Origin of the sequence: Pseudomonas sp. O39 (genome assembly GCF_045447295.1) — a bacterium.
In the GTDB taxonomy this organism is placed as follows: domain Bacteria; phylum Pseudomonadota; class Gammaproteobacteria; order Pseudomonadales; family Pseudomonadaceae; genus Aquipseudomonas; species Aquipseudomonas antarctica_A.
On sequence record NZ_JBJGXV010000005.1, the window covers coordinates 50,511 to 74,335 of the forward strand.

Here is a 23,825-nt window from a genome sequence, read left to right on the forward strand (position 1 = left end):
AAAACACGCCATTGTTTGTCTTAGCCACTACATTTCCTACAAACCGTAATAGGCTCAGTCAGCAACTGACAGGCGGCACCTCAGGCCGTTACAATTACCGACTTTGTCGCAACGCTTGGAGCTCAACCTTCCGTGCCCGTTCTGCGTCTACCGCTTCTCCCTGCCGCGGCAGGTAAACAGCACTGGGGCAACCTGCCCGGTGCCGCCCTGAGCCTGGCCATTGCCGAGGCTGCCAGCGCAGCCAAGCGCTTTACCCTGCTGCTCACCGCCGACAGCCAAAGCGCCGAGCGGCTGGAGCAGGAGCTGAGCTTCTTCGCCCCCGATTTGCCGGTGCTGCATTTTCCCGACTGGGAAACCCTGCCCTACGATCTGTTCTCGCCGCACCAGGACATCATCTCCCAGCGCATCGCCAGCCTGTACCGCTTGCCGGAACTGGCCCACGGCGTGCTGGTGGTGCCGATCACCACGGCCCTGCATCGCCTGGCACCGACCAAGTTCCTGCTGGGCAGCAGCCTGGTGCTGGATGTCGGCCAGAAGCTCGACGTGGAACAGATGCGCACGCGCCTTGAGGCCAGCGGCTACCGCTGCGTCGACACGGTGTACGAACACGGCGAGTTTGCCGTGCGCGGGGCGTTGATCGACCTGTTCCCGATGGGCAGCAAATTGCCGTACCGCATCGACCTGTTCGATGACGAAATCGAAACGTTGCGCACCTTCGACCCGGACAACCAACGCTCCATAGATAAAGTGGACTCGATCAAGCTGCTGCCGGCACGGGAATTCCCGCTGCAAAAAGACGCGGTCACGCGCTTCAAGGCACGCTTTCGTGAACGCTTCGACGTGGACTTCCGCCGCTGCCCGATCTTCCAGGACTTGAGCAGCGGGATCACACCGGCCGGTATCGAGTACTACCTGCCGCTGTTCTTTGACGAAACCTCCACCCTGTTCGATTACCTGCCCCAGGACACCCAAGTGTTCTCGCTGCCGGGCATAGAGCAGGCAGCGGAAAACTTCTGGAACGACGTGCGCAGTCGCTATGAAGAGCGCCGCGTCGATCCGTCGCGTCCTTTATTGCCGCCCGCCGAGCTGTTCCTGCCGGTGGAAGACTGCTTCGCCCGCCTGAAAAACTGGCCGCGCGTGGTTGCCAGCCAACAGGACGTGGACACAGGCAGCGGCCGCGAGCGCTTCCCGGCGGGCACACTGCCGGATCTGGCGATCCAGGCCAAAGCCACGCAACCGCTGGAGGCGCTGTCCAACTTCCTCGGTGATTTCCCCGGCCGCGTGCTGTTTACCGCCGAATCCGCCGGCCGTCGCGAAGTGCTGCTGGAACTGCTCGAACGCCTGAAGCTGCGCCCGAAAACCGTCGACAGCTGGCCGGATTTCGTCGCGAGCAAAGAGCGCCTGGCGATCACCATCGCGCCGCTGGATGAAGGTTTGTTGCTGGACGACCCGGCCCTGGCGCTGATCGCCGAAAGCCCGCTGTTCGGCCAGCGCGTGATGCAGCGCCGTCGACGTGAAAAACGCGCGGACGCCAACAACGACGCGGTCATCAAAAACCTGACCGAGCTGCGCGAAGGCGCGCCGGTGGTGCATATCGACCACGGCGTGGGCCGCTACCTGGGCCTGCAGACCCTGGAGATCGATAACCAGGCCGCCGAATTCCTCACCATGGAATACGCCGAAGGCGCCAAGCTCTATGTGCCGGTAGCCAGCCTGCACTTGATCGCCCGCTACACCGGCAGCGACGATGCCCTGGCGCCGTTGCACCGCCTGGGCTCCGAGACCTGGCAGAAAGCCAAGCGCAAAGCCGCCGAACAAGTGCGCGATGTGGCTGCCGAATTGCTCGACATCTATGCACGCCGTGCGGCGCGCGAAGGTTACGCCTTCGCCGACCCGAAGGCCGACTACGCCACCTTCAGCGCCGGCTTCGCCTTCGAAGAAACCCCGGACCAGCAAACCACCATCGAAGCGGTGCGCGCCGACATGCTCGCGCCCAAGCCGATGGACCGCCTGGTGTGTGGCGACGTGGGCTTCGGCAAGACCGAAGTGGCCATGCGCGCCGCCTTTATTGCGGTGCACGGCGGCAAGCAGGTGGCGATTCTGGTGCCGACCACCCTGCTCGCCCAGCAGCACTACAACAGCTTCCGCGACCGCTTTGCCGACTGGCCGGTGAGCGTCGAAGTGATGAGCCGCTTCAAGTCCGCCAAGGAAGTGAATGCCGCCGTCGCCGATTTAGCTGAAGGCAAGATCGACATCGTGATCGGCACGCACAAGCTGCTGTCGGACGACGTGAAGATCAAAAACCTGGGCCTGGTGATCATCGACGAAGAGCACCGCTTTGGTGTGCGTCAGAAAGAACAACTGAAGAACCTGCGCAGCGAAGTCGACATCCTCACCCTCACCGCCACGCCGATTCCGCGCACGCTGAATATGGCCGTGTCGGGCATGCGCGACCTGTCGATCATCGCCACGCCGCCCGCCCGTCGCTTGTCGGTGCGCACGTTCGTGATGGAGCAGAACAAAAGCACGGTCAAGGAAGCGCTGCTGCGGGAATTGCTGCGCGGCGGGCAGGTGTACTACCTGCACAACGACGTGAAGACCATCGAGAAGTGCGCCGCCGACCTCGCCGAGCTGGTGCCGGAAGCACGCATCGCCATCGGCCACGGGCAGATGCGCGAACGCGACCTCGAACAGGTGATGAGCGATTTCTACCACAAGCGCTTCAACGTGCTGATCGCCTCGACCATCATCGAGACCGGCATCGACGTGCCGAGCGCCAACACCATCATCATCGAGCGTGCCGACAAGTTCGGCCTGGCGCAGCTGCATCAACTGCGTGGCCGCGTCGGGCGTAGCCACCACCAAGCGTATGCCTATTTGCTGACGCCACCGCGCCAGCAAATTACCGGCGATGCCGAAAAGCGTTTGGAAGCCATCGCCAACACCCAGGATCTCGGTGCCGGGTTTGTACTGGCCACCAACGACCTGGAAATCCGTGGCGCAGGCGAACTGTTGGGCGACGGCCAGAGCGGGCAGATCCAGGCCGTGGGCTTCACCCTTTATATGGAGATGCTCGAGCGCGCGGTGAAAGCCATCCGTAAAGGCGAGCAACCGAACCTCGATCAACCCTTGGGCGGCGGCCCGGAAATCAACCTGCGCTTGCCCGCGTTGATTCCGGAAGACTACCTCCCGGACGTACACGCGCGGCTGATCCTGTACAAGCGCATCGCTTCGGCCACCGACGAAGACGGTCTCAAGGACCTGCAAGTAGAGATGATCGACCGCTTCGGCCTGTTGCCCGAGCCGACCAAGAACCTGGTGCGCCTGACCCTGCTCAAATTGCAGGCCGAGCAGCTTGGCATCAAGAAGGTCGATGCCGGGCCGCAAGGCGGGCGTATCGAGTTCGAAGCGCAAACGCCGGTGGACCCGCTGGTGTTGATCAAGCTGATTCAGGGCCAGCCCAACCGCTACAAGTTCGAAGGGGCTACGCTGTTCAAGTTCATGGTGCCGATGGAACGCGCCGAAGAACGCTTTAATACATTAGAGGCGCTGTTTGAGCGCCTCATCCCGAAATCTGCTTGAAGGACGCCCCAATGCGCCTGTTCCGCATTTTGAGCTTGTTATTGGTGGTCGTTGCCCCTTCGGCGTTTGCCGACAGCCCGTACCTGGTGGAAATGATCCTGGTCCGCCAGAACGCCGAGCCGGTTATCAGTAGCCGCGCGGCGCCGGAAAACTGGGACGCCGGGGCTTCACGGTTGCCTGCGGACAAAATCAGCCCGCCGCGGTTGGGCAACATCGTCGACAAACTCAGTGCCGACAACAGTTACACCGTGCTGCTGCACCGGGCCTGGGACCAGAACCTGGGCGAACAACCGGTGAAACTGGCCATCAGCGATGGCCAGGAACAGTTCGGCCAATTTCCCATCGAAGGTACCCTGAACCTGCAACTGGGGCGCTTTACCGACATCGACGCCGACTTCTGGATCAACCAGTTCGACGCCAACGGTAGCGTCATTGCCAGCGAACACCTGAGCCAGCAAGACGTGCGCACCAAAAACAATCAGCTCAACTACCTGGACGGCGGCCACCTCGCCCTGCTGATCAAGATCACTTCGCTGACCGCCAAACCACCCAGCGCGCCACCGCCCGACATCCAGGACTGATCCAGCGCCATGCCCCTGACGTCGTCGTTGACCAAACCCCTGGCTCCTTCGTGGGCCAATCGCTTTAAAGAGCAAAGCCTTGAGCGCGGGCGGCGCTACGCCCTGGAAAACCGCGTGCGCATCGTCGAGTCCGGCGACAGCACCATCGTGGCCAGTTGCGAAGGCTCGGGCGGTAACGTTTACCGGCAGACCATCTCGCTGCGCGAATCGGCCAAAGGCACGCTGATCCTGGTGGACAGTCGCTGCACGTGCCCGGTGCACACCAACTGCAAACATATTGCGGCGGTGTTGCTCAAGGTCCAGGAAACCCTGGCCTACCCGGCGGCGGCGCAGGATGCCGAACTGCTGGAAAAGCTCCAGGCCGTGCTGGATAACCGCGTGGTGTTGCCGCAAGTGGTGATGGAAGAAGTGCGGCCCGTGCCGCGCCTGTGGCTGGCCAGTGTTGAGTTCAGCGCGTTTGAACCGCGCAATGGCAAGATGCAGCGCTATATCCAGCACCGTGCCGCGCTGTCATTCAACTACCTGGGTAACTATGTCAGCGGGCAGAAGAACGCCGATATCGTCGTGCGCCAGGACACCCAGAGCCTGCGCATCAAGCGCCACCCGGAGCTGGAGCAGCCTTATCGCGAGCAACTGCGCCTGCTGGGCTTCAAGATCGCCACGCGCCAGAGCAAGGCGTTGCCGGAGAGTGCCGGTGAATTGTTTGAGATGGTCAATGACAGCGCCTGGCTGAACTTTACCCTTAACGCATCGCCAGCCCTGCGCGCCGAGGGTTGGGAACTGCAGATCGATGAGGATTTCGGCTTCGACCTGAGCGCCGTCGACGACTGGTACGCGACGGTCGACGAGGGCCCGGAGCGTGACTGGTTCGACCTGGAACTGGGCATCATCGTCAATGGTGAGCGCCTGAGCCTGTTGCCGATCCTGCTGAACCTGATGCGTTCGCACACCGAGATCCTCAACCCGGAAAAACTTGCCCGGCGCCGCGATGACGAGCTGATCCTGGTGAATATCCCCGGCCTGCCCAACGGCCACGGCCCGCTGCAGGTGGCACTGCCCTACGGCCGATTGAAACCGGTGCTGGCCACCCTCGGCGAGTTTTACCTGCAGGAAACCGGCACCACCACCTTGCGCCTGGCCAAGGCCGATGCGATTCGCCTCAACCCGCTGGAAGACCTGCCGCTGCAATGGGAAGGCGGCGAGAAGATCCGCAACTTCGCCCAGCGCCTGCGCGACATCAAGGATTTCAGCTGTGTGGCGCCCGAGGGTTTGAACGCGACCTTACGCCCCTACCAGCTGGAAGGTTTGAGCTGGATGCAGTCGCTGCGCCAACTCGAGGTGGGCGGGATTCTCGCGGATGACATGGGCCTGGGTAAAACCCTGCAAACCCTGGCGCATATTCTTACTGAGAAAGCCGCCGGGCGCCTCGACCGGCCATGCATGGTGGTGATGCCCACCAGCCTGATCCCGAACTGGCTCGACGAAGCGGCGCACTTCACGCCGCAACTCAAGGTGCAGGCGCTGTATGGCGCAACGCGCAAAAAGCACTTCGCCAACCTGCAGGACTATGACCTGCTGCTGACCACATATGCATTGCTGCCCAAGGACATCGAACCGCTCGCTGCCCTGCCCTTGCACATACTGATCCTTGATGAAGCCCAGTACATCAAGAACCCCAACAGCAAGGCCGCCCAGGCGGCGCGCGAGCTGAATGCGCGCCAGCGCCTGTGCCTGAGTGGCACACCGCTGGAAAACCACTTGGGCGAGCTGTGGTCGCTGTTTCACTTCCTGCTACCGGGCTGGCTGGGTGACGTAAAAAGCTTCAATCGCGATTACCGCGTGCCCATCGAAAAACGCGCCAGTGACGTGCGCTTGCAGCACCTCAACGGTCGGATAAAACCCTTCCTGCTGCGGCGCACCAAAGAGCAGGTGGCAACGGAACTGCCGCCCAAGACCGAGATCATCCATTGGGTTGACCTCAATGAGGCCCAGCGCGACGTGTACGAGACCATGCGCCTGGCCATGGATAAAAAAGTGCGCGACGAAATCACCCGTAAAGGCGTCGCGCGCAGCCAGATCATCATTCTTGAAGCGCTGCTCAAGCTGCGCCAGGTGTGCTGCGACCTGCGCCTGGTGAACGACGCCACCCTGCCCGCCCGGGGCAGCAGCTCGGGCAAGCTGGACAGCCTGATGGAAATGCTCGAAGAGCTGTTTGCCGAAGGGCGCCGGATTCTGCTGTTCTCCCAGTTCACCTCAATGCTCAGCCTGATCGAAGCCGAACTGAAAAAACGCGGCGTGGCCTACGCACTGCTGACCGGCCAGACCCGCGACCGGCGCACGCCGGTGAAGGATTTCCAGAGCGGCAAGCTACAGATTTTTCTGATCAGCTTGAAGGCTGGCGGCGTGGGCTTGAACCTGACCGAAGCCGACACGGTGATCCACTACGACCCATGGTGGAACCCGGCCACGGAAAACCAGGCCACCGACCGAGCGTATCGCATCGGGCAGGAGAAGCCGGTGTTCGTCTACAAGATGATTGCCCGGGGCACGGTGGAGGAGAAAATCCAACACCTGCAGAAGGAAAAATCCGACTTGGCGGCAGGTGTACTGGACGGACGCAAGACGGGGGATTGGCAGTTGGGCAACGAGGATATCGAGGCGTTGTTTGCGCCGTTGCCCCACAAGCAAGAGAAGCGCTGACTGAGAGACCGCCTTCGCGAGCAAGCCCGCTCCCACATTTGGAATGCATTCCCCTGTGGGAGCTGGCTTGCCTGCGATGGCAGCAACGCGGTTATCAGTCGATCAACTGAGCATCCCGCAACGCAGTAAGCGCCGCCAACCAACGCGGGTCCTGCTTATAGTCCGTAGAGGCAATCGCCTGCCCACGCATACGCGCGATTCGGGCAGACGGCGTGACCTTCATGCGTTGCGCAGCCGTCAGCGCCAGTTCGGCAGCCGCGCGGTCATTGCACACCAGGCCCATATCACAGCCGGCCGTCAACGCCGCCTCGATTCGACTGGCCGCATCACCGACCACATGCGCACCCGCCATAGACAGGTCGTCGCTGAAAATAACCCCATCGAACTGCAACTCGCCACGCAAAATATCCTGCAACCAGCGACGCGAGAAACCGGCTGGCTGGGCGTCAACCTGTGGGTAGATGACGTGGGCAGGCATCACGGCCGCCAACTGTTTGCTCAGGCGCGCGAAAGGCACCAGGTCATTCGCGCGAATCTGTTCCAGGCTGCGCTCATCATTGGGAATCGCGACGTGGGAATCAGCCTCAGCCCAACCGTGGCCAGGGAAGTGTTTACCGGTAGCGGCCATGCCGGCGTTGTTCATGCCGCGAATGAAGGCGCCCGCGAGCACGGCGGCGCGCTCGGGGTCGCCTTCGAACGAACGCGTGCCGACCACGGCGCTGCGCTGGTAATCCAGGTCCAGCACCGGGGCGAAACTCAGGTCAAGGCCGACCGCCAGCACTTCAGTGGCCATGATCCAGCCGCATTGCTCGGCAAGGTATTCGGCATTCGGTTTATCCGCCAATAAACGCATGGCCGGCAGGCGCACAAAGCCCTGGCGCAGGCGCTGCACGCGGCCGCCTTCCTGGTCGACGGCCAGCAGCAGGTCCGGGCGCACGGCACGGATCGCCGCGCTCAATTCGCGCACCTGGCGTGGGTGCTCGATATTGCGTGCAAAAATGATCAGCCCGCCCACTTCAGGCTGGCGCAACAGGTGGCGATCCTCGGCCGTCAGCCAAGTACCGGCCACATCGACCATTAAAGAACCTTGCAGGGCAGCAGTCATAAACCTTCCTTAAATAACGCACACAACCCGTTGCCCTCACGTGGCGCCCTTAATAACGGGTGCTCGGTGAAAACAACGGGTTGCGAGTAAATAGCTGAAATCGGCATGGCGGCTAGCTTAGCGGATGCAAGCGGCCGCGCACACCCGGGCAGGTCACGCCTTGGCGACAGCCGGTGTCGATTTGCTGCGTGGGCGCAATTGCGCGGCGGCCATGGCCTGGTCGGTCACGCCGGTTTCGGCGCGCATGCCGGCGGCAAGGAACGGCACCATCAGGCGCATCACTTGCTCGATCGACGTGTTCACGCCGAAATCGGTTTCGGCAATCGCTCGCAACGCCTTGATCCCGGACATGCTGAACGCGGCCGCGCCGAGCATGAAGTGCACGCGCCAGAACAGCTCAATCGGCGGAATACGCGGGGCAGCTTCGTTGACCAGCAACATGTAACGGCGGAAAACCTTGCCATACATGTCTTCCAGGTAACGCCGCAGGTGACCCTGGCTCTGGCTGAAGGCCAGGCCCAACAGACGCATGAAGATCGACAGGTCGTTGCCGCTGCGTGGTTGCACCACCAGCGCCTGCTCGACCAGGATTTCCAGCAGGTCTTCCAGGCTTGGCTTGTTTTCAGGCTTGGTCTGGCGGCGCTCCAGCTCACGGTCGAGGCTGGCGCAGAATGGCCCCAGAAAGCGCGAGAACACAGCCTGGATCAGGGCTTTTTTTGAGCCGAAATGGTAGTTCACTGCGGCAAGGTTGACCCCAGCCTTGCTGGTGATCAGCCGCAATGAAGTTTCAGCAAATCCTTTTTCCGCGAACAATTGCTCGGCAGCATCGAGAATGCGTTCAACGGTTTCCGACTGGGCCATGGCTACTCCGCCTGACAAACACTTGTTTGAAACATACGTTTCAGTGTGTGTCTTGTCAAGCCTGCGAGTCCGTTTTCCGGCCGGGCAGTCATCTAATTCGCCGCTATTTAATCACATCCTTTCCGGTCTGTAGGCAGCGCTGTCTCTGCCTTGCAGGACGGGTGACGAATGACCGTCCAGCGGAGTGCCAAAAAAGGATGATTGCCAAGCGCAGTTCACTGTATATAATCCCAGTCACTGTATAAAAAGACAGAGCGATCAACATGCTAAAACTGACGCCACGCCAAGCTGAGATTCTGGCTTTTATCAAGCGCTGCCTCGATGACAACGGCTACCCGCCGACACGAGCGGAAATTGCGCTGGAACTGGGGTTCAAATCCCCCAACGCTGCCGAAGAACACCTCAAGGCCCTCGCTCGCAAAGGCGCGATCGAGATGACCCCAGGGGCTTCACGCGGCATTCGCATCCCTGGCTTCGAAGCCAAGGCCGACGAGTCGACGCTGCCGATCATCGGTCGCGTCGCCGCCGGTGCGCCGATCCTGGCGCAACAGCACGTCGAGGAATCCTGCAACATCAACCCGACCTTCTTCCATCCGCGTGCCGACTACCTGTTGCGCGTACACGGGATGAGCATGAAGGACGTGGGGATTTTCGACGGCGACCTGCTGGCCGTCCACACCACCCGCGAAGCCCGTAATGGCCAGATCGTCGTCGCGCGTATCGGCGATGAAGTCACCGTCAAACGCTTCAAGCGCGAAGGCAGCAAGGTCTGGCTGATGGCCGAGAACCCTGAGTTCGCCCCGATTGAAGTGAACCTGAAAGATCAGGATCTGGTGATCGAAGGCTTGAGCGTCGGCGTCATTCGCCGCTAAAGGAGGCACCATGCAGCTCGTGCACACCCCACAACACACACAACTGTCGCTGTTCGAGGCCTTTATGGCCCAACCCCTTGCGCCCATCCTCAAGGAAACGGTCGAAGCCCCTTGGGGCTCCGAACCTGAGGCGTTCAGTGAGCTGTCGTTGCGCGGTGCTGCCGGGAGCTGCCTGAGCCTGCTGGCGCCGATCCTTCGCGAATTGAGCGAGGAGCAGGACGCGCGCTGGCTGACGCTGATCGCCCCGCCAGCCAGCCTGACCCAGGCGTGGCTGCGGGATGCCGGCCTCAACCGTGAGCGCATCCTGCTGCTGCAACCGCGCGGCACGCAAAGCGCCCAGCAATTGACTTGCGAGGCCTTGCGCCTAGGCCGCAGCCACACCGTGGTGAGCTGGCTGAACCCGCTGAACGCTACCGCCAAGCAGCAGTTGATCAGCGCCGCACGTACGGGCGATGCACAGAGCTTGAATATTCGATTGGGGTAATCAGGCTAGCTGCTTGCCTATGTGGCAGAGGTACGCCTGTGGCAATGGGGTTTACCATGGAATGTAGGCTTGCTGTGGAGGATGGGCTTTCTGTGGCGAGCGGGCTTGCCCCGCGTTGGACTGCGAAGCAACCCCAAAACCAAGCACCGTGGAATACCTGATACACCGCATTAAATCTATTTAGAGTCGCTTTGCAGCCCATCGCGGGGCAAGCCCGCTCGCCACACAAGGCCAACTGCAGCAGCAAGACCCTTCACTGGAACGAGCCAACGCGCCACAAAAACTCAGTGAAGAACCCGCGGGCCGTCATCCTTCTCCGGTTCGCCTTCTGCCAGGCGACCTGCCATCTGCACGCCCACGCTCAACATGGCTTTCGCTACTTCCACGTGCTGGCCTTGCAGGAACGCTTTTGCGTCCTCCGAAAAATCCAAGATAACCAGAGAACCCTCGTCCTCAGCCCGGCGCAGCTCGATTCGGCCGTCAGGCAATTCAACAATTTCCAGAAAGGACGTTGGCATAAAAGTCTGTTCTCCACGAAAGGCCGGGATTATATCAGTCATCCACCCCGCCTCGCTGCGGATCTGAACAGGTTTCTTTACGGCTTGATGAATGGTGCTTATTGAAGGTTGCGAGCCCTGTGCCGGATGTACTTCCTGCTCGGTTCAACTGTGGGAGCGGGCTTGCTCGCGAATGCGGTGGGTCAGTAATGAACCTGTTGACTGATACTCCGCTTTCGCGAGCAAGCCCGTTCCCACAGTTTTGAGTGCAGCTTAGCGAAAACGCCTCAGCACTCGTTCAACCCTTCACGAAACCGCAACGCCATCTTTTTCAGCGCCTGACGCCAGCTCTCCAGCTCTTCCCGGCCCAGTGGCTTGGGCTCATCCTCTTCCAGAGCCACTGCCACGATCAGCGGCTGTGTCACATCGCCCTTGGGCACATGGGGAACACGTGGCGGCTGGAACATATCAGCATGTGCCTTGAGCAGACGGGCTACCCAACTGTCGGGGCTCTGGGCCATTTCTACCAACTCGGCCAGTTCAGGGATAGCCATGCTCGCCAGCACGTCGTGGTTCATGATCATTTCTGCACGCGGCGAACCAGCCTGGGGCAGACGGTAGAACCCGGCAATCTCATGACACAACCCCAGCAGCGCGCCGTACAGGTGGAACAACGCCGCTTCACGCCCGGCCTGGACCAGCGCGATGGCATTCATCTCCTTCCCTTCCTCGGCACGGCCAAGGGCTTCCAGGGACAAACCCGCGAAGTAAATTTTCTGATTGGTACGGGTATAGAGTTCGTTGGCCATAACGGCAATCTCCACAACGAATAAGCGTGATGCTGGCTGAACAGTGTCACGGATCAGCCGAACGCACTGCAAGCGCAAAAAAAGGCCGCCTATGCAGGCGGCCTTTTTATTTCGCAGATGAGCCGATCAAGCGCCCTGGCGCTTGTCCTCGACCTTCCACTTGCCGCCGTCGTAGAACGCTTTCCAGCCGGTAGGCTTGCCGTCCACTTCGGTCTGCACGTACTGCTCCTTGGTTTTACGGCTGTAACGGATCACCGCCGGGCGACCGTCGGGGTCCTTCTTCGGCGCTTCACACAGGAAGTGGTACTTAGGATCGATTTCGTCCTTGTGCGGCACGATCTCCAGCACCAGCGGCGCGCGGGTCTCGCGGTTTTTCGGGAACTGGCTTGCGGCCAGGAACAACCCCGATGCGCCGTCACGCAGGATGTAGGTGTCGTTGACCTTCTCGCACTTGAGTTCGGGCATCTTCACCGGGTCCATCTTTGGCGGCGCCGCGTCACCGCTTTTCAGCAGTTTGCGGGTGTTCTTGCAGGTCGGGTTGGTGCAACCAAAGAACTTGCCGAAACGGCCGGTCTTGAGCTGCATCTCGCTGCCGCACTTGTCGCATTCCAGGCTCGGGCCTTCGTAGCCCTTGATGCGGTAGCTGCCCTCTTCGATCTCGTAGCCGTCGCAATCCGGGTTGTTACCGCAGATGTGCAACTTGTGCTTCTCGTCGAGCAGGTAGGCGTCCATTGCCGTGCTGCAGATCGGGCAACGGTGCTTGCCGCGCAGTACCAGCGACTCGGATTCACCCTCGTCGTCTGCCGCGATTTCGTCACCCGGCACCAGATTGACGGTGGCCTTGCAGCGCTCTTTCGGCGGCAGGCTATAGCCCGAGCAACCGAGGAACACACCGGTGGACGCCGTACGAATTTGCATCGGGCGCCCGCAGGTCAGGCACGGGATGTCAGTCATTACCGGCTGGTTGGCACGCATGCCGCTCTCAGGGCTTTCGGCCACTTCGAGTTTCTTTTTGAAGTCGCCGTAGAACTCGTCGAGCACGTTTTTCCAGTCGCGCTCGCCCTGGGCCACGTCATCGAGGTTCTCTTCCATGCCGGCGGTGAAGCCGTAGTCCATCAGGTTGGAGAAACTCTCGGACAGGCGCTCAGTGACGATGTCGCCCATCTTTTCCGAATAGAAACGACGGTTGTGCAGGGCCACGTAGCCACGGTCCTGAATGGTCGAGATGATCGCCGCATAGGTCGAAGGACGACCGATACCGCGCTTTTCCATCTCTTTCACCAGGCTGGCTTCGGAGTAACGCGCCGGCGGCTTGGTGAAGTGCTGGGACGGGTCGAGCTTGATCAGCTTGAGCGTATCGCCCTGGGCCATGTCCGGCAGCACGTCGTCATCGCCTGGCTTGGCAATTTGCGGCATGACGCGGGTGTAGCCGTCGAACTTGAGGATACGGCCCTTGGCACGTAGCTCGAAGTCGGAAGCCGCCACACTGACGGTGGTGGACAGGTATTGCGCCGGCAGCATCTGGCACGCCAGGAATTGGCGCCAGATCAGCTCGTAGAGGCGCTCAGCGTCGCGCTCCATGCCACTCAGCTTGCTTGGCTCGGTGTTGGCGTCAGAAGGACGAATCGCTTCGTGAGCCTCCTGGGCGCCTTCTTTGCTGCTGTAGACGTTCGGCTTCTCCGGCAGGTATTTCTTGCCGAACTCGCTTTCAATATAAGTACGCGCCATCGCCACCGCGTCTTGCGACAGGTTGGTGGAGTCGGTACGCATATAAGTGATGTAGCCGGCTTCGTACAGACGCTGGGCCATCATCATGGTTTTCTTCACACCGAAACCCAGGCGGTTGCTCGCGGCCTGTTGCAGGGTGGAGGTGATGAACGGCGCCGACGGCTTGCTGCTGGTCGGTTTGTCTTCACGCTTGACGATGCTGTAGCTGGAAGATTTGAGCTTCTCCAGCGCGGCCATGGCCTGGGCTTCATTCAGCGGCTTGAACGCCTCGCCTTTCTCGCGGGCTACTTCAAAGCGCACGTTGGCGCCCTTGGCAGTGCCGAGGTCAGCGTGCACGTCCCAGTATTCTTCGGGGTTGAACGCACGAATCTCGCGCTCACGCTCTACCACCAGCTTGACCGCTACCGATTGCACACGGCCGGCGGACAGGCCACGGGCAATCTTGGCCCACAACAATGGCGAGACCATGTAGCCCACGACGCGGTCGAGGAAGCGACGGGCCTGCTGGGCGTTTACACGGTCGATGTCCAGCTCGCCCGGCTTGGAGAAGGCTTCCTGGATGGCTTTCTTGGTGATTTCGTTGAACACGACACGCTTGTAGCGGCTGTCGTCACCGCCGATGGCTTCCCGCAGGTGCCAGGCAATGGCTTCCCCTTCGCGGTCCAAGTCCGTCGCGAGATAGATGGTGTCAGCATCTTTGGCGAGCCGGCGCAGCTCTTCGATGACCTTTTCCTTGCCGGGAAGGATTTCGTACTTGGCCTTCCAGCCATGTTCCGGGTCCACACCCATGCGGGAGACCAGCTGCTTGCGCGCTTTCTCTTTAGGGGTGAGCACCGGACCTTCGCCCGCAGCCGCCTTGCCGCGCTTGGCGGCCGGCTCCTTGCTGGCGCTAGCCGAACCGCTGGTGGGCAGGTCTCGGATATGGCCGATACTCGACTTCACCACGTACTCGTTACCCAAGTACTTGTTGATGGTCTTGGCCTTAGCCGGGGATTCCACAATGACCAGCGATTTGCCCATGGATCGGAAAATTCCTGAATTCGAGAAGTGAAAGGCAGTTGGCGCCTGTCGCGGCAACGCTATATATAGTGGCAACAAGGTGAGGTCAAGCGCAGCATTCTGCGGGACCTGCCGTTATTGCCTTGAAAAAAGACTGGGTTCGGCCTGGACCAAAGCAAAGCGCGGGACCTGCTCGCCGTCAACTTCGACGGTCTCCAGGAACATGCTCAAAGGGCGCACCCAAAAGCCGTAATCGCCATACAGTGCTTGGTAAAACACGACTTCTTCTTCGGTCTCGGAGTGCCGCGCCACATTAAAAACGCGGTACTGCGGCCCCTTATAATGTTGGTAGAGCCCGGGTTCGACTTTCATGCTCTGGCCCTCTTACAAAATTTGTTGAAAAAAAATATTAAAAATTCCAAAAAACAAAAACCGGGGCACTGGGCCCCGGCTTCCGTCAACTCAACGCTTAGAGGCGTTCGAAGACGGTGGAAATGCCTTGGCCGAGACCAATGCACATGGTTGCAACCCCAAGGTTGCCGCCATTTTGCTTCATCACGTTAAGCAAAGTGCCGGAGATACGAGCACCGGAGCAACCGAATGGGTGGCCCAGGGCAATCGCACCGCCGTGCAGGTTAACCTTCTCGTTCATCTTGTCGAGCACTTTCAAATCTTTCAGCACTGGCAGGGCCTGTGCGGCGAAAGCTTCGTTGAGCTCGAAGAAGTCGATATCGGAGATGGTCAGGCCCGCGCGCTTCAAGGCTTTTTGTGTGGCCGGTACTGGACCATAGCCCATGATTGCCGGGTCCACACCCGCAACGGCCATCGAACGAATCACGGCCATCGGCTGAATACCCAAGTCCTGGGCACGCTGCGCCGACATCACGATCATGCATGAGGCACCGTCGGTGATTTGCGACGAACTACCGGCAGTCACGGTGCCGCCCTTTGGATTGAAGGCAGGCTTGAGGGCCGCCAGGCTTTCCAGGGTGGTATCCGGACGAATGGTTTCGTCGTAGTCGAACAGTTTCAGGAAGCCGTTCTCGTCGTAGCCGTTCATCGGGATGATTTCATCCTTGAACTTGCCTTCCACCGTCGCCTTCTGGGCGAGTTGATGGGAACGCAGGGCGAACGCGTCCTGGGCTTCGCGGGTAATGCCGTGCATTTTGCCAAGCATTTCTGCGGTGAGGCCCATCATGCCCGACGCTTTTGCCGCGTACAGCGACATGTGCGGGTTAGGGTCGACGCCGTGCATCATGCTGACGTGGCCCATGTGCTCCACGCCGCCGACGACGAACACATCACCGTTACCGGTCATGATCGCTTGCGCAGCGGTGTGCAGCGCGCTCATCGACGAGCCGCACAGGCGGCTTACAGTCTGACCGGCCGCCGTGTGCGGGATCTGCGTCATCAAGGAGGCCATGCGCGCGATGTTCCAGCCCTGCTCCAGGGTCTGGTTGACGCAGCCCCAGATCACGTCTTCGACTTCGTTCGGGTCGACCTTGACGTTGCGCTCCAGCAACTTGCTGATCAGGTGCGCCGACATGTCTTCGGCGCGGGTGTTGCGGTGCATGCCGCCCTTGGAGCGGCCCATTGGCGTGCGACCGAAGTCGACAATCACCACGTCTCTTGGATTCAAGCTCATAAATATTCTCGCTCTAGTCGTCTGGGCGCTTAACCGAAGAAGCTCTGGCCATTTTTGGCCATCTCACGCAGCTTCGCGGTCGGGTGGTACAGCGGGCCCAAATCAGCGTATTTGTCAGCCAGGGCAACGAACTCGGCCACACCGATCGAGTCGATGTAACGCAGCGCACCACCACGGAATGGAGGGAAACCAATACCGTACACCAGGCCCATATCGGCTTCGGCGGCGGTTTCAACGATGCCGTCTTCCAGGCAACGCACGGTTTCCAGGCACAGGGCGATCATCATCCAGTTGATGATGTCCTCGTCGGACACCTCACGCTGTTCGTAGATAACCGGCGCGAGCACTTCGTGAACCGATGGGTCGGCCACTTTCTTCTGCTTGCCCTTCTTGTCGGCCTCGTAAGCGTAGAAGCCTTTGCCGTTCTTCTGGCCCAGGCGCTTGGCTTCGTAGAGCGCGTCGATCGCCGAACGGCGGTCGTCTTTCATGCGGTCCGGGAAGCCTTCAGCCATTACGTCGCGACCGTGGTGGCCGGTGTCGATGCCGACCACGTCCATCAGGTACGCCGGGCCCATTGGCCAGCCGAATTTTTCCATGACCTTGTCGATGCGCACGAAGTCCACACCAGCACTGACCAGCTTGGCGAAACCGCCGAAGTACGGGAACAGCACGCGGTTGACCAGGAAGCCCGGGCAGTCGTTGACCACGATCGGGTTCTTGCCCATTTTCTTGGCATAGGCAACGGTGGTGGCAACCGCCAGTTCGCTGGACTTCTCGCCACGGATCACTTCCACCAGCGGCATCATGTGCACCGGGTTGAAGAAGTGCATGCCGACGAAGTTTTCCGGACGCTTGAGGGCCTTGGCCAGCAAGCTGATGGAAATCGTCGAGGTGTTCGAGGCCAGGATGGTGTCGTCTTTAACCTGGGCTTCCACTTCGGCCAGTACAGCCTGCTTGACCTTAGGGTTCTCGACTACCGCTTCGACCACCAGGTCGACGTGACCGAAATCGCCGTAGGACAGCGTAGGACGAATACCGTTAAGCACTTCAGCCATTTTCGCAGCCGTCATACGACCTTTATCAACGCGGCCCACCAGCAGCTTGGCGGCTTCCGCCAGGCCTTGCTCGATACCGTGCTCGTTGATGTCTTTCATCAGGATCGGCGTGCCTTTGGACGCCGACTGATAGGCGATACCGCCGCCCATGATACCGGCGCCGAGTACGGCAGCCTGCTTCACGTCTTTGGCGATTTCGTCGTAGGCCTTGGCCTTTTTCTTCAGCTCCTGATCGTTCAGGAACAGGCCGATCAGGCTCTGGGCCGCCGAGGTTTTCGCCAGTTTGACGAACCCTGCCGCTTCCACTTCCAGGGCTTTGTCGCGACCGAAGTTCGCAGCCTTCTGGATGGTCTTGATCGCTTCAACCGGCGCCGGGTAGTTCGGGCCGGCCTGGCCAGCCACGAAACCTTTGGCGGTTTCGAACGCCATCATTTGTTCGATGGCGTTGAGCTTGAGTTTTTCCAGTTTCGGCTGACGCTTGGCCTTGTAGTCAAATTCGCCGCTGATGGCGCCTTTGATCAGGTTCAGTGCGGCTTCGGCCAGTTTGTCCGGAGCAACCACAGCATCGACGGCACCGACTTTCAGCGCGTCTTCAGCACGGTTTTCCTTGCCGGAGGCAATCCACTCGATGGCGTTGTCGGCACCGATGATGCGCGGCAGGCGGACGGTGCCGCCAAAACCTGGGTAGATGCCCAGTTTGACTTCAGGCAAGCCGATTTTGGCGGTGGCCGACATGACGCGGAAGTCTGCGGCCAGGCACATTTCCAGGCCGCCGCCCAACGCGATGCCATTGATCGCGGCAACGGTCGGCACGTTGAGGTCTTCAAAATCGCTGAAAATCTTGTTGGCTTCGAGGTTGCCAGCCACCAGCTCGGCATCGGGCAGCTTGAAGTTGTCGACGAATTCGGTGATGTCAGCGCCGACGATAAACACGTCCTTGCCGCTGGAGACGATCACGCCCTTGACCGAAGCATCTGCTTTGATGGTGTCTACGGCCTGACGCAGTTCGTTCAGGGTTAGACGGTTGAACTTGTTGACGGACTCACCCTTGAGGTCGAATTTCAATTCGACGATGCCACTTTCAAGAGCCTTAACCGTGATGGCTTTACCTTCGTAAATCATCAACTGATCTCCACGATATGGAAGCTGAACAGTACACATTGGACGCTGGCCTATGGTTGGACATTGATGATGACGTCAATGCTCACGCCAATCCGCCAGGCACACCCGCCAATGCGATAGTCGGGGTTATGTATGAGCCGTCTGACAGACAAACGCTCAATTCATACGCCCGTTTGATTTGGGTACGCCACCTTCATCCAATTCCGAGCAATTGTCAATCGCTCGAAAGGCTAGGAAAAACGCGACTTTCCAGTCATTTCAGAACCCCACCCCCAAGCCTACGCCTAGCCGATACTCAACTATTCACGAGATCAATAATGGAAAAGATGTGGGAAAAGACTGTACAGAACGGGATATGCCGCTAGGCTTGCGACAATCGTAACGCGCCTGGATGAACATCCGACGCATGACACACAGATTTACCGGCCTGCCTGGCCAACTCCAGCCCGATGATGATGTCGGGCTTTTTATTGCCCGCCTTTCTGACAGGGCGCGCTTGCTCCGGGCGGCGTTACGCCAAGGCTTTAAGCAACGTATCAATGTCCTTCAACACACTCGCCTCGCCCTTCTCGCCCCAATACAAGGCGATCATTTGCTTGTCGGCTTCGACCTTGTAGACGTTGGCCGGCAACGTCGCAAAATGCGGCAACAACTTTTCATCGACGCACACTTCGCGCCATTGATTGACCCAAACCCCTGGCTCCATCTGCCAATAACTCCATATCGCCGGCGCACTGCCGCGCCGTGGCCGGCAGTACTGCGCGCAAGGGCTCGGCGGCTCCTGCTTGAGCCAATACGGCCACTCCTGAGGTGCCAACTGCATGGCCAGACCCATGCGGCGCGCCTCCATCCGCAGGGCCATGCGCCCGCTCTGATGACGCGACGGGCGCAGCCATGCCAGAGGGCTCAGAACCACCAGAAGGATTGACACCACTATCCAGACCGTCATATGTGTACTCCCGAATTTCTAGATGAGCGGGTTTGAGCTGACGCAACCCCATCCGCTTGAAACCAGCCATACTGAACTTATTGCAGTCTCCTGGAGGAACGCGCCATGCCCAACGAACATTCCTACAAACATATCCTGGTCGCTGTCGATCTGACCGAAGAGTGCGACCCGGTTATCAAGCGCGCGCAGGCTTCAGCAATCGCCAACGGTGCCAAGCTGTCACTCGTGCATATCGTCGAGCCCATGGCCATGGCCTTTGGTGGCGACGTGCCCATGGACCTTTCCCAGTTGCAGCAACAGCAGTTTGACCAGGCCAAAGAGCGCCTGGATCGCTTGATCCTGAAGTACCCGGAAGTGACCAAGGAAAACTCCCATCTCACCTACGGCCAGCCGCGCCAGGAAATCCACCACTTGGCCAAAGAGCAGAACTGCGACCTGATTGTGGTCGGCAGCCATGGCCGCCACGGCCTGGCGTTGCTGCTGGGCTCTACCGCGAATGATGTGCTGCACGGCGCGCCGTGTGATGTGCTGGCGGTGAAGCTGGTAAAAAGTTCTTAAGCCTGACGCAAATCCGATGTGAAAGCTGGCTTGTGTGGGAGCTGGCTTGCCTGCGATAGCATCACCGCGGTTTGACTGACACACCAAGGCGCCTGCATCGCGGGCAAGCCCGACTCCCACACAAGCCCTCCCACATGTTGAATCGCATTCCATATGAAAAACCCGGTGTTCATCCAAGTGAACACCGGGTTTTTTAATGCGCTTGAATCACTCAGGCATCCAGCTCAGCCCAACGCTCAACCAGCACTTCCAGCTCCTGGTTCAACGTCTCCAGGGAAGCAATGACCTTGGCAGTTTCCGCCGCCGGACGCAGGTAGAAACCTGCGTCGGCCATTTCTGCTTCTACCGCAGCAATCTGCTGCTCCTTGGCGTCAATGTCACCCGGCAAGGCTTCCAGTTCGCGCTGCAGCTTGTAGCTGAGCTTCTTCTTGGCCGCCGGCGCAGCTTCCTGGGCCGGTGCATCTGCGGCCACCGGGGCCACAACGGCGGAGGTCAGGTCGGCTTTGCCGGACTTGCTCTCGGTTACGCCCAACAGGCGCGGCGAACCGCCCTGACGCAGCCAGTCCTGATAACCACCAACGTATTCGCGCACCTTACCTTCACCTTCGAAGACCAGGGTGCTGGTGACCACGTTGTCGAGGAATGCCCGGTCGTGGCTGACCATCAGCACGGTGCCGTTGAAGGTCAGCAGAACCTCTTCCAGCAGCTCGAGGGTTTCCACGTCGAGGTCGTTGGTCGGTTCGTCGAGCACCAGCAGGTTGGCAGGCTTGCTGAACAGCTTGGCCAGCAGCAGGCGCGCACGCTCACCACCGGACAAGGCTTTCACCGGCGTACGTGCACGCTGCGGGCTGAACAGGAAGTCGCCCAGGTAACTCAGCACGTGGCGGCTCTGGCCGTCGATGTCGATAAAGTCGCGGCCTTCGGCGACGTTGTCGATCACGGTTTTTTCCAGGTCCAACTGATGGCGCAACTGGTCGAAGTAGGCCACGTCGATCTTGGTGCCTTCCTCGACCGTGCCGCTGGTCGGCTGCAGGCCATTGAGCATCAGCTTGAGCAAAGTGGTCTTGCCGGTACCGTTGGCGCCCAGCAGGCCGATACGGTCGCCGCGCTGCAGGACCATGGAGAAGTCCTTGATCAGGAACGGGCCATCCGGGTGATGGAAGCTGACGTTCTCCAGCACCATAACCTGCTTGCCCGACTTGTCGGCGGTGTCGAGCTGAATATTCGCCTTGCCAGTGCGTTCGCGACGCTCGCTACGCTCATTGCGCAGAGCCTTGAGGGCACGTACGCGACCTTCGTTACGGGTGCGACGGGCCTTGATGCCCTGGCGGATCCAGACTTCTTCCTGAGCCAGCTTTTTGTCGAACAGCGCGTTGGCGGTCTCTTCAGCGGACAGCGCAGCTTCTTTGTGCACCAGGAAACTGGCGTAGTCGCCGTTCCAGTCGATCAGGCCGCCACGGTCCAGTTCAAGGATGCGCGTTGCCAGGCTCTGCAGGAAGGCACGGTCGTGCGTGATAAACAGCACGGCGCCCTGAAAGTCCTTGATGGCTTCTTCCAGCCAGGCGATTGCGCCGATGTCCAGGTGGTTGGTGGGTTCGTCGAGCAGCAGCAGGTCCGGCTCGGACACCAATGCCTGGGCCAGCAGCACGCGACGACGCCAGCCACCGGACAATTCGGCGAGGGTCTTGTCGGCCGGCAGTTGCAGGCGGCTCAAGGTGCTGTCGACGAGTTGCTGCAAGCGCCAGCCATCACGGGCTTCGAGGTCTTGCTGGACGTGCATCAGCTTGTCCAGGTCCTCTTCGGTGACGCAGTTCTGCGCCAGGTGATGGTATTGCGCGAGCAACTCACCGACGCCGTCGAGGCCTTCGGCAACCACGTCGAACACTGTCCGTCCGTCGGCCACCGGCAATTCTTGCGGCAATTCGCCGATCTTGAGGCCCGGGGCGCGCCAAACAGAGCCGTCATCGGGCTTCTGGTCGCCTTTTACCAGCTTCATCATGCTGGACTTGCCGGTGCCGTTGCGGCCGATGATGCACACCCGCTCACCACGGGCGATCTGCCAGGACACCTTGTCCAACAACGGCATAGCGCCGAAAGCAAGGGACACATCGCTGAATTTGAGCAGGGTCATACGCTTCTCCAAAAACTGGGCGCGCATTCTACCTGACTTGAGGGTGGGATGCGGCCGGCATTTTCGCTATCGACACGTTCTGAAGGACATTTACAACCAACTTGAACCAACCGGCCGGCAAAGCTTTCGCCGGCCGCTGGCAAAAGGCTAAGCTAGGGGCAATCAGTGTCGGCGGTGCCGGTGCTAGTCGTGATTTCTTTGCACGGACGTCTCATGCGCAGTCGCCTTTTCAACTTTTTATCTTGTCTGCTTCTTTCCGCCACCGCCGTTCAATCCGCCCAGGCCGTGGACCTCACCACCCAACGTCAATATTACGATGAAGCCAAACGCGCCCTCGCCAAAGGCGACAGCGGCCCGTACATGCAATACAGCCAGGCCCTGGCCGACTACCCGCTCACGCCGTACCTGGCCTATGACGAACTGACCGCCCGCCTGAAAACCGCGAGCAACGAGGAAATCGAACAGTTCCTCGCCAAAAACGGCGACCTGCCCCAGGCCAACTGGATGAAGCTGCGCTGGTTGCGCTGGCTGGCTGACCGTGGCGACTGGCAGACGTTTGAAAAGTACTACGACGCCAAGCTTAATTTCGTCGAACTGGACTGCCTGCATGGCCAGTACCAACTCACCCACAATCTGAAAGCCGAAGGCTACAAGACCACCGAAAAACTCTGGCTGACCGGCAAATCCCAACCCGCCGCCTGTGATGCCACCTTCGGTCAGTGGGCCGCCGATGGCCAACTCACCGAACAGAAAATCTGGGACCGCGCCAAGCTTGCCGCCGAAGCCCGCAACTACGCGCTGGCCAATAGCCTGGTGAAAACCCTGCCGACCCTCGGTGCCCAAGGCCGCCTGATGGTGGACGTAGCGCAAAAGCCCGACATGCTCGGTGACCCGTCACGCTTCCTGCCGGCCAACGAAGCCATGTCTGACGCCGTAGGCCTGGGCCTGCGCCGCCTGGCACGCCAGGACCCGGACAAGGCGATGGCCCTGCTCGACGGTTACGCCAGCAGCATGCACTTCTCCCGTGACGAAAAAGTGTCGATCGCCCGCGAAATCGGCCTGACCCTGGCCCGCCGCTACGATCCACGCGCCCTGGACGTGATGACCAAATACGACCCAGAGCTGCGTGACAACACCGTTTCCGAATGGCGCCTGCGCCTGCTGTTGCGCCTGGCCCGCTGGGAAGATGCCTACCAGCTCACCCGCAAACTCCCACAAGACCTGGCCACCACCAATCGCTGGCGTTACTGGCAAGCGCGCAGTCTTGAACTGGCCGAGCCGAAGAACCCGCAACCGTTGGTGCTGTACAAAAACCTCGCGCAGGAACGTGATTTCTACGGCTTCCTCGCGGCTGACCGTTCCCAAGCGCCGTATCAACTGAAAAACAAACCGTTGGTGATGAGCCAGGCACTGGTCAATAAGGTCCGCAACACCCCGGGAGTGCGCCGTGCGCTGGAGTTCTATGCACGTGGCCAAATCGTTGACGGCCGCCGCGAGTGGTACCACGTCAGCCGCCACTTCAACCGCGATGAAATGGTCGCCCAGGCCAAGTTGGCCTATGACATGAAGTGGTACTTCCCGGCGATCCGCACCATCAGCCAGGCGCAGTATTGGGACGACCTGGATATCCGCTTCCCAATGGCCCACCGCGACACCCTGGTGCGCGAAGCCAAGGTACGTGGCCTGCATTCCAGCTGGGTATTTGCCATTACTCGCCAGGAAAGCGCCTTCATGGATGATGCCCGCTCCGGCGTCGGCGCCAGCGGCCTGATGCAATTGATGCCCGGCACCGCCAAGGAAACCGCACGCAAGTTCAGCATCCCGCTCGCCTCCCCGGCCCAGGTGCTGGACCCGGACAAAAACATTCAGCTCGGCGCCGCCTACCTGAGCCAGGTGCACAGCCAGTTCAACGGTAACCGCGTACTCGCTTCCGCTGCCTACAACGCTGGCCCCGGTCGCGTGCGCCAATGGCTGCGCGGTGCCGATCACCTGAGTTTCGACGTGTGGGTGGAAAGCATCCCGTTCGACGAAACCCGCCAGTATGTGCAGAACGTGCTGTCTTATTCGGTGATCTACGGGCAGAAGCTCAACTCGCCACAGCCGTTGGTGGATTGGCATGAGCGCTACTTTGATGATCAGTAAAAAGA

General features: G+C 60.2%; 17 protein-coding genes. 7 read left to right on the forward strand and 10 right to left on the reverse strand.

The features are described from left to right. The first annotated feature begins 132 nt into the window (after positions 1–132). Genes mfd through ACI77D_RS09240 form a run of 3 tightly spaced genes read left to right on the forward strand, consistent with a single transcriptional unit; the run spans position 133 to position 6,863 of the window. Complete coding sequence (gene mfd / locus ACI77D_RS09230) at positions 133–3,582, forward strand: transcription-repair coupling factor (protein ID WP_407016449.1); 3,450 nt, start codon at positions 133–135, stop codon at positions 3,580–3,582. Positions 3,583–3,593: 11 nt separating this feature from the next. Continuing rightward, a complete protein-coding gene (locus ACI77D_RS09235) occupies positions 3,594–4,163 on the forward strand; it encodes a CsiV family protein (RefSeq protein WP_064451390.1) in 570 nt (189 codons plus the stop codon). A 9-nt stretch (positions 4,164–4,172) separates the two neighbouring features. Further along, entirely contained in the window at positions 4,173–6,863 is a 2,691-nt protein-coding gene (locus ACI77D_RS09240) for a DEAD/DEAH box helicase (protein WP_128586655.1), read from the forward strand. 94 nt (positions 6,864–6,957) lie between these two features. Here the strand turns inward: ACI77D_RS09240 and nagZ are convergent, their stop codons facing one another. Continuing rightward, entirely contained in the window at positions 6,958–7,968 is a 1,011-nt protein-coding gene (nagZ, locus tag ACI77D_RS09245) for a beta-N-acetylhexosaminidase (protein ID WP_407016450.1), read from the reverse strand. A 153-nt stretch (positions 7,969–8,121) separates the two neighbouring features. Next, positions 8,122–8,829 (reverse strand): TetR/AcrR family transcriptional regulator, encoded by a 708-nt coding sequence (locus ACI77D_RS09250; protein ID WP_053255043.1) that lies wholly within the window; start codon positions 8,827–8,829, stop codon positions 8,122–8,124. Positions 8,830–9,092: 263 nt separating this feature from the next. Here ACI77D_RS09250 and lexA point away from each other — a divergent pair, with 263 nt between their 5' ends. Further along, a complete protein-coding gene (gene lexA / locus ACI77D_RS09255) occupies positions 9,093–9,701 on the forward strand; it encodes a transcriptional repressor LexA (RefSeq protein ID WP_017137423.1) in 609 nt (202 codons plus the stop codon). Positions 9,702–9,711: 10 nt separating this feature from the next. Continuing rightward, positions 9,712–10,185, forward strand: coding sequence for an SOS-induced cell division inhibitor SulA (sulA, locus tag ACI77D_RS09260; protein ID WP_064451387.1), 474 nt, complete (start codon positions 9,712–9,714; stop codon positions 10,183–10,185). A gap of 284 nt (positions 10,186–10,469) precedes the next feature. Here the strand turns inward: sulA and ACI77D_RS09265 are convergent, their stop codons facing one another. The 7 genes from ACI77D_RS09265 to ACI77D_RS09295 form a co-directional block, all read right to left on the reverse strand. Continuing rightward, the gene (locus ACI77D_RS09265; RefSeq protein WP_053255041.1) at positions 10,470–10,703 is read right to left on the reverse strand and encodes a hypothetical protein; all 234 of its coding nucleotides are present in this window, start codon (positions 10,701–10,703) and stop codon (positions 10,470–10,472) included. A 266-nt stretch (positions 10,704–10,969) separates the two neighbouring features. Beyond that, a complete protein-coding gene (locus ACI77D_RS09270; RefSeq protein ID WP_064451386.1) occupies positions 10,970–11,491 on the reverse strand; it encodes a DUF6586 family protein in 522 nt (173 codons plus the stop codon). 126 nt (positions 11,492–11,617) lie between these two features. Next, positions 11,618–14,239, reverse strand: a complete 2,622-nt coding sequence (gene topA / locus ACI77D_RS09275) for a type I DNA topoisomerase (RefSeq protein WP_064451385.1) — start codon at positions 14,237–14,239, stop codon at positions 11,618–11,620. A 114-nt stretch (positions 14,240–14,353) separates the two neighbouring features. Then, positions 14,354–14,590: a DUF1653 domain-containing protein gene (locus ACI77D_RS09280; RefSeq protein ID WP_064451384.1), complete on the reverse strand. Its 237-nt coding sequence runs from the start codon at positions 14,588–14,590 to the stop codon at positions 14,354–14,356. A gap of 97 nt (positions 14,591–14,687) precedes the next feature. Further along, on the reverse strand, positions 14,688–15,863 hold the full coding sequence (gene fadA, locus ACI77D_RS09285; RefSeq protein WP_053255037.1) for an acetyl-CoA C-acyltransferase FadA: 1,176 nt from the start codon (positions 15,861–15,863) through the stop codon (positions 14,688–14,690). A 29-nt stretch (positions 15,864–15,892) separates the two neighbouring features. Beyond that, the gene (gene fadB / locus ACI77D_RS09290) at positions 15,893–18,040 is read right to left on the reverse strand and encodes a fatty acid oxidation complex subunit alpha FadB (protein WP_064451383.1); all 2,148 of its coding nucleotides are present in this window, start codon (positions 18,038–18,040) and stop codon (positions 15,893–15,895) included. A 511-nt stretch (positions 18,041–18,551) separates the two neighbouring features. Continuing rightward, entirely contained in the window at positions 18,552–18,989 is a 438-nt protein-coding gene (locus tag ACI77D_RS09295) for a hypothetical protein (protein ID WP_064451382.1), read from the reverse strand. 105 nt (positions 18,990–19,094) lie between these two features. Here ACI77D_RS09295 and ACI77D_RS09300 point away from each other — a divergent pair, with 105 nt between their 5' ends. Next, complete coding sequence (locus tag ACI77D_RS09300; protein WP_058419614.1) at positions 19,095–19,547, forward strand: universal stress protein; 453 nt, start codon at positions 19,095–19,097, stop codon at positions 19,545–19,547. Between the two features lie 211 nt (positions 19,548–19,758). Here the strand turns inward: ACI77D_RS09300 and ACI77D_RS09305 are convergent, their stop codons facing one another. Next, positions 19,759–21,678: an ATP-binding cassette domain-containing protein gene (locus ACI77D_RS09305; protein WP_064451381.1), complete on the reverse strand. Its 1,920-nt coding sequence runs from the start codon at positions 21,676–21,678 to the stop codon at positions 19,759–19,761. Between the two features lie 213 nt (positions 21,679–21,891). Between ACI77D_RS09305 and ACI77D_RS09310 the strand changes: the two genes are divergently transcribed. Beyond that, positions 21,892–23,820, forward strand: coding sequence for a transglycosylase SLT domain-containing protein (locus ACI77D_RS09310; protein ID WP_407016451.1), 1,929 nt, complete (start codon positions 21,892–21,894; stop codon positions 23,818–23,820). Positions 23,821–23,825: the final 5 nt, after the last annotated feature.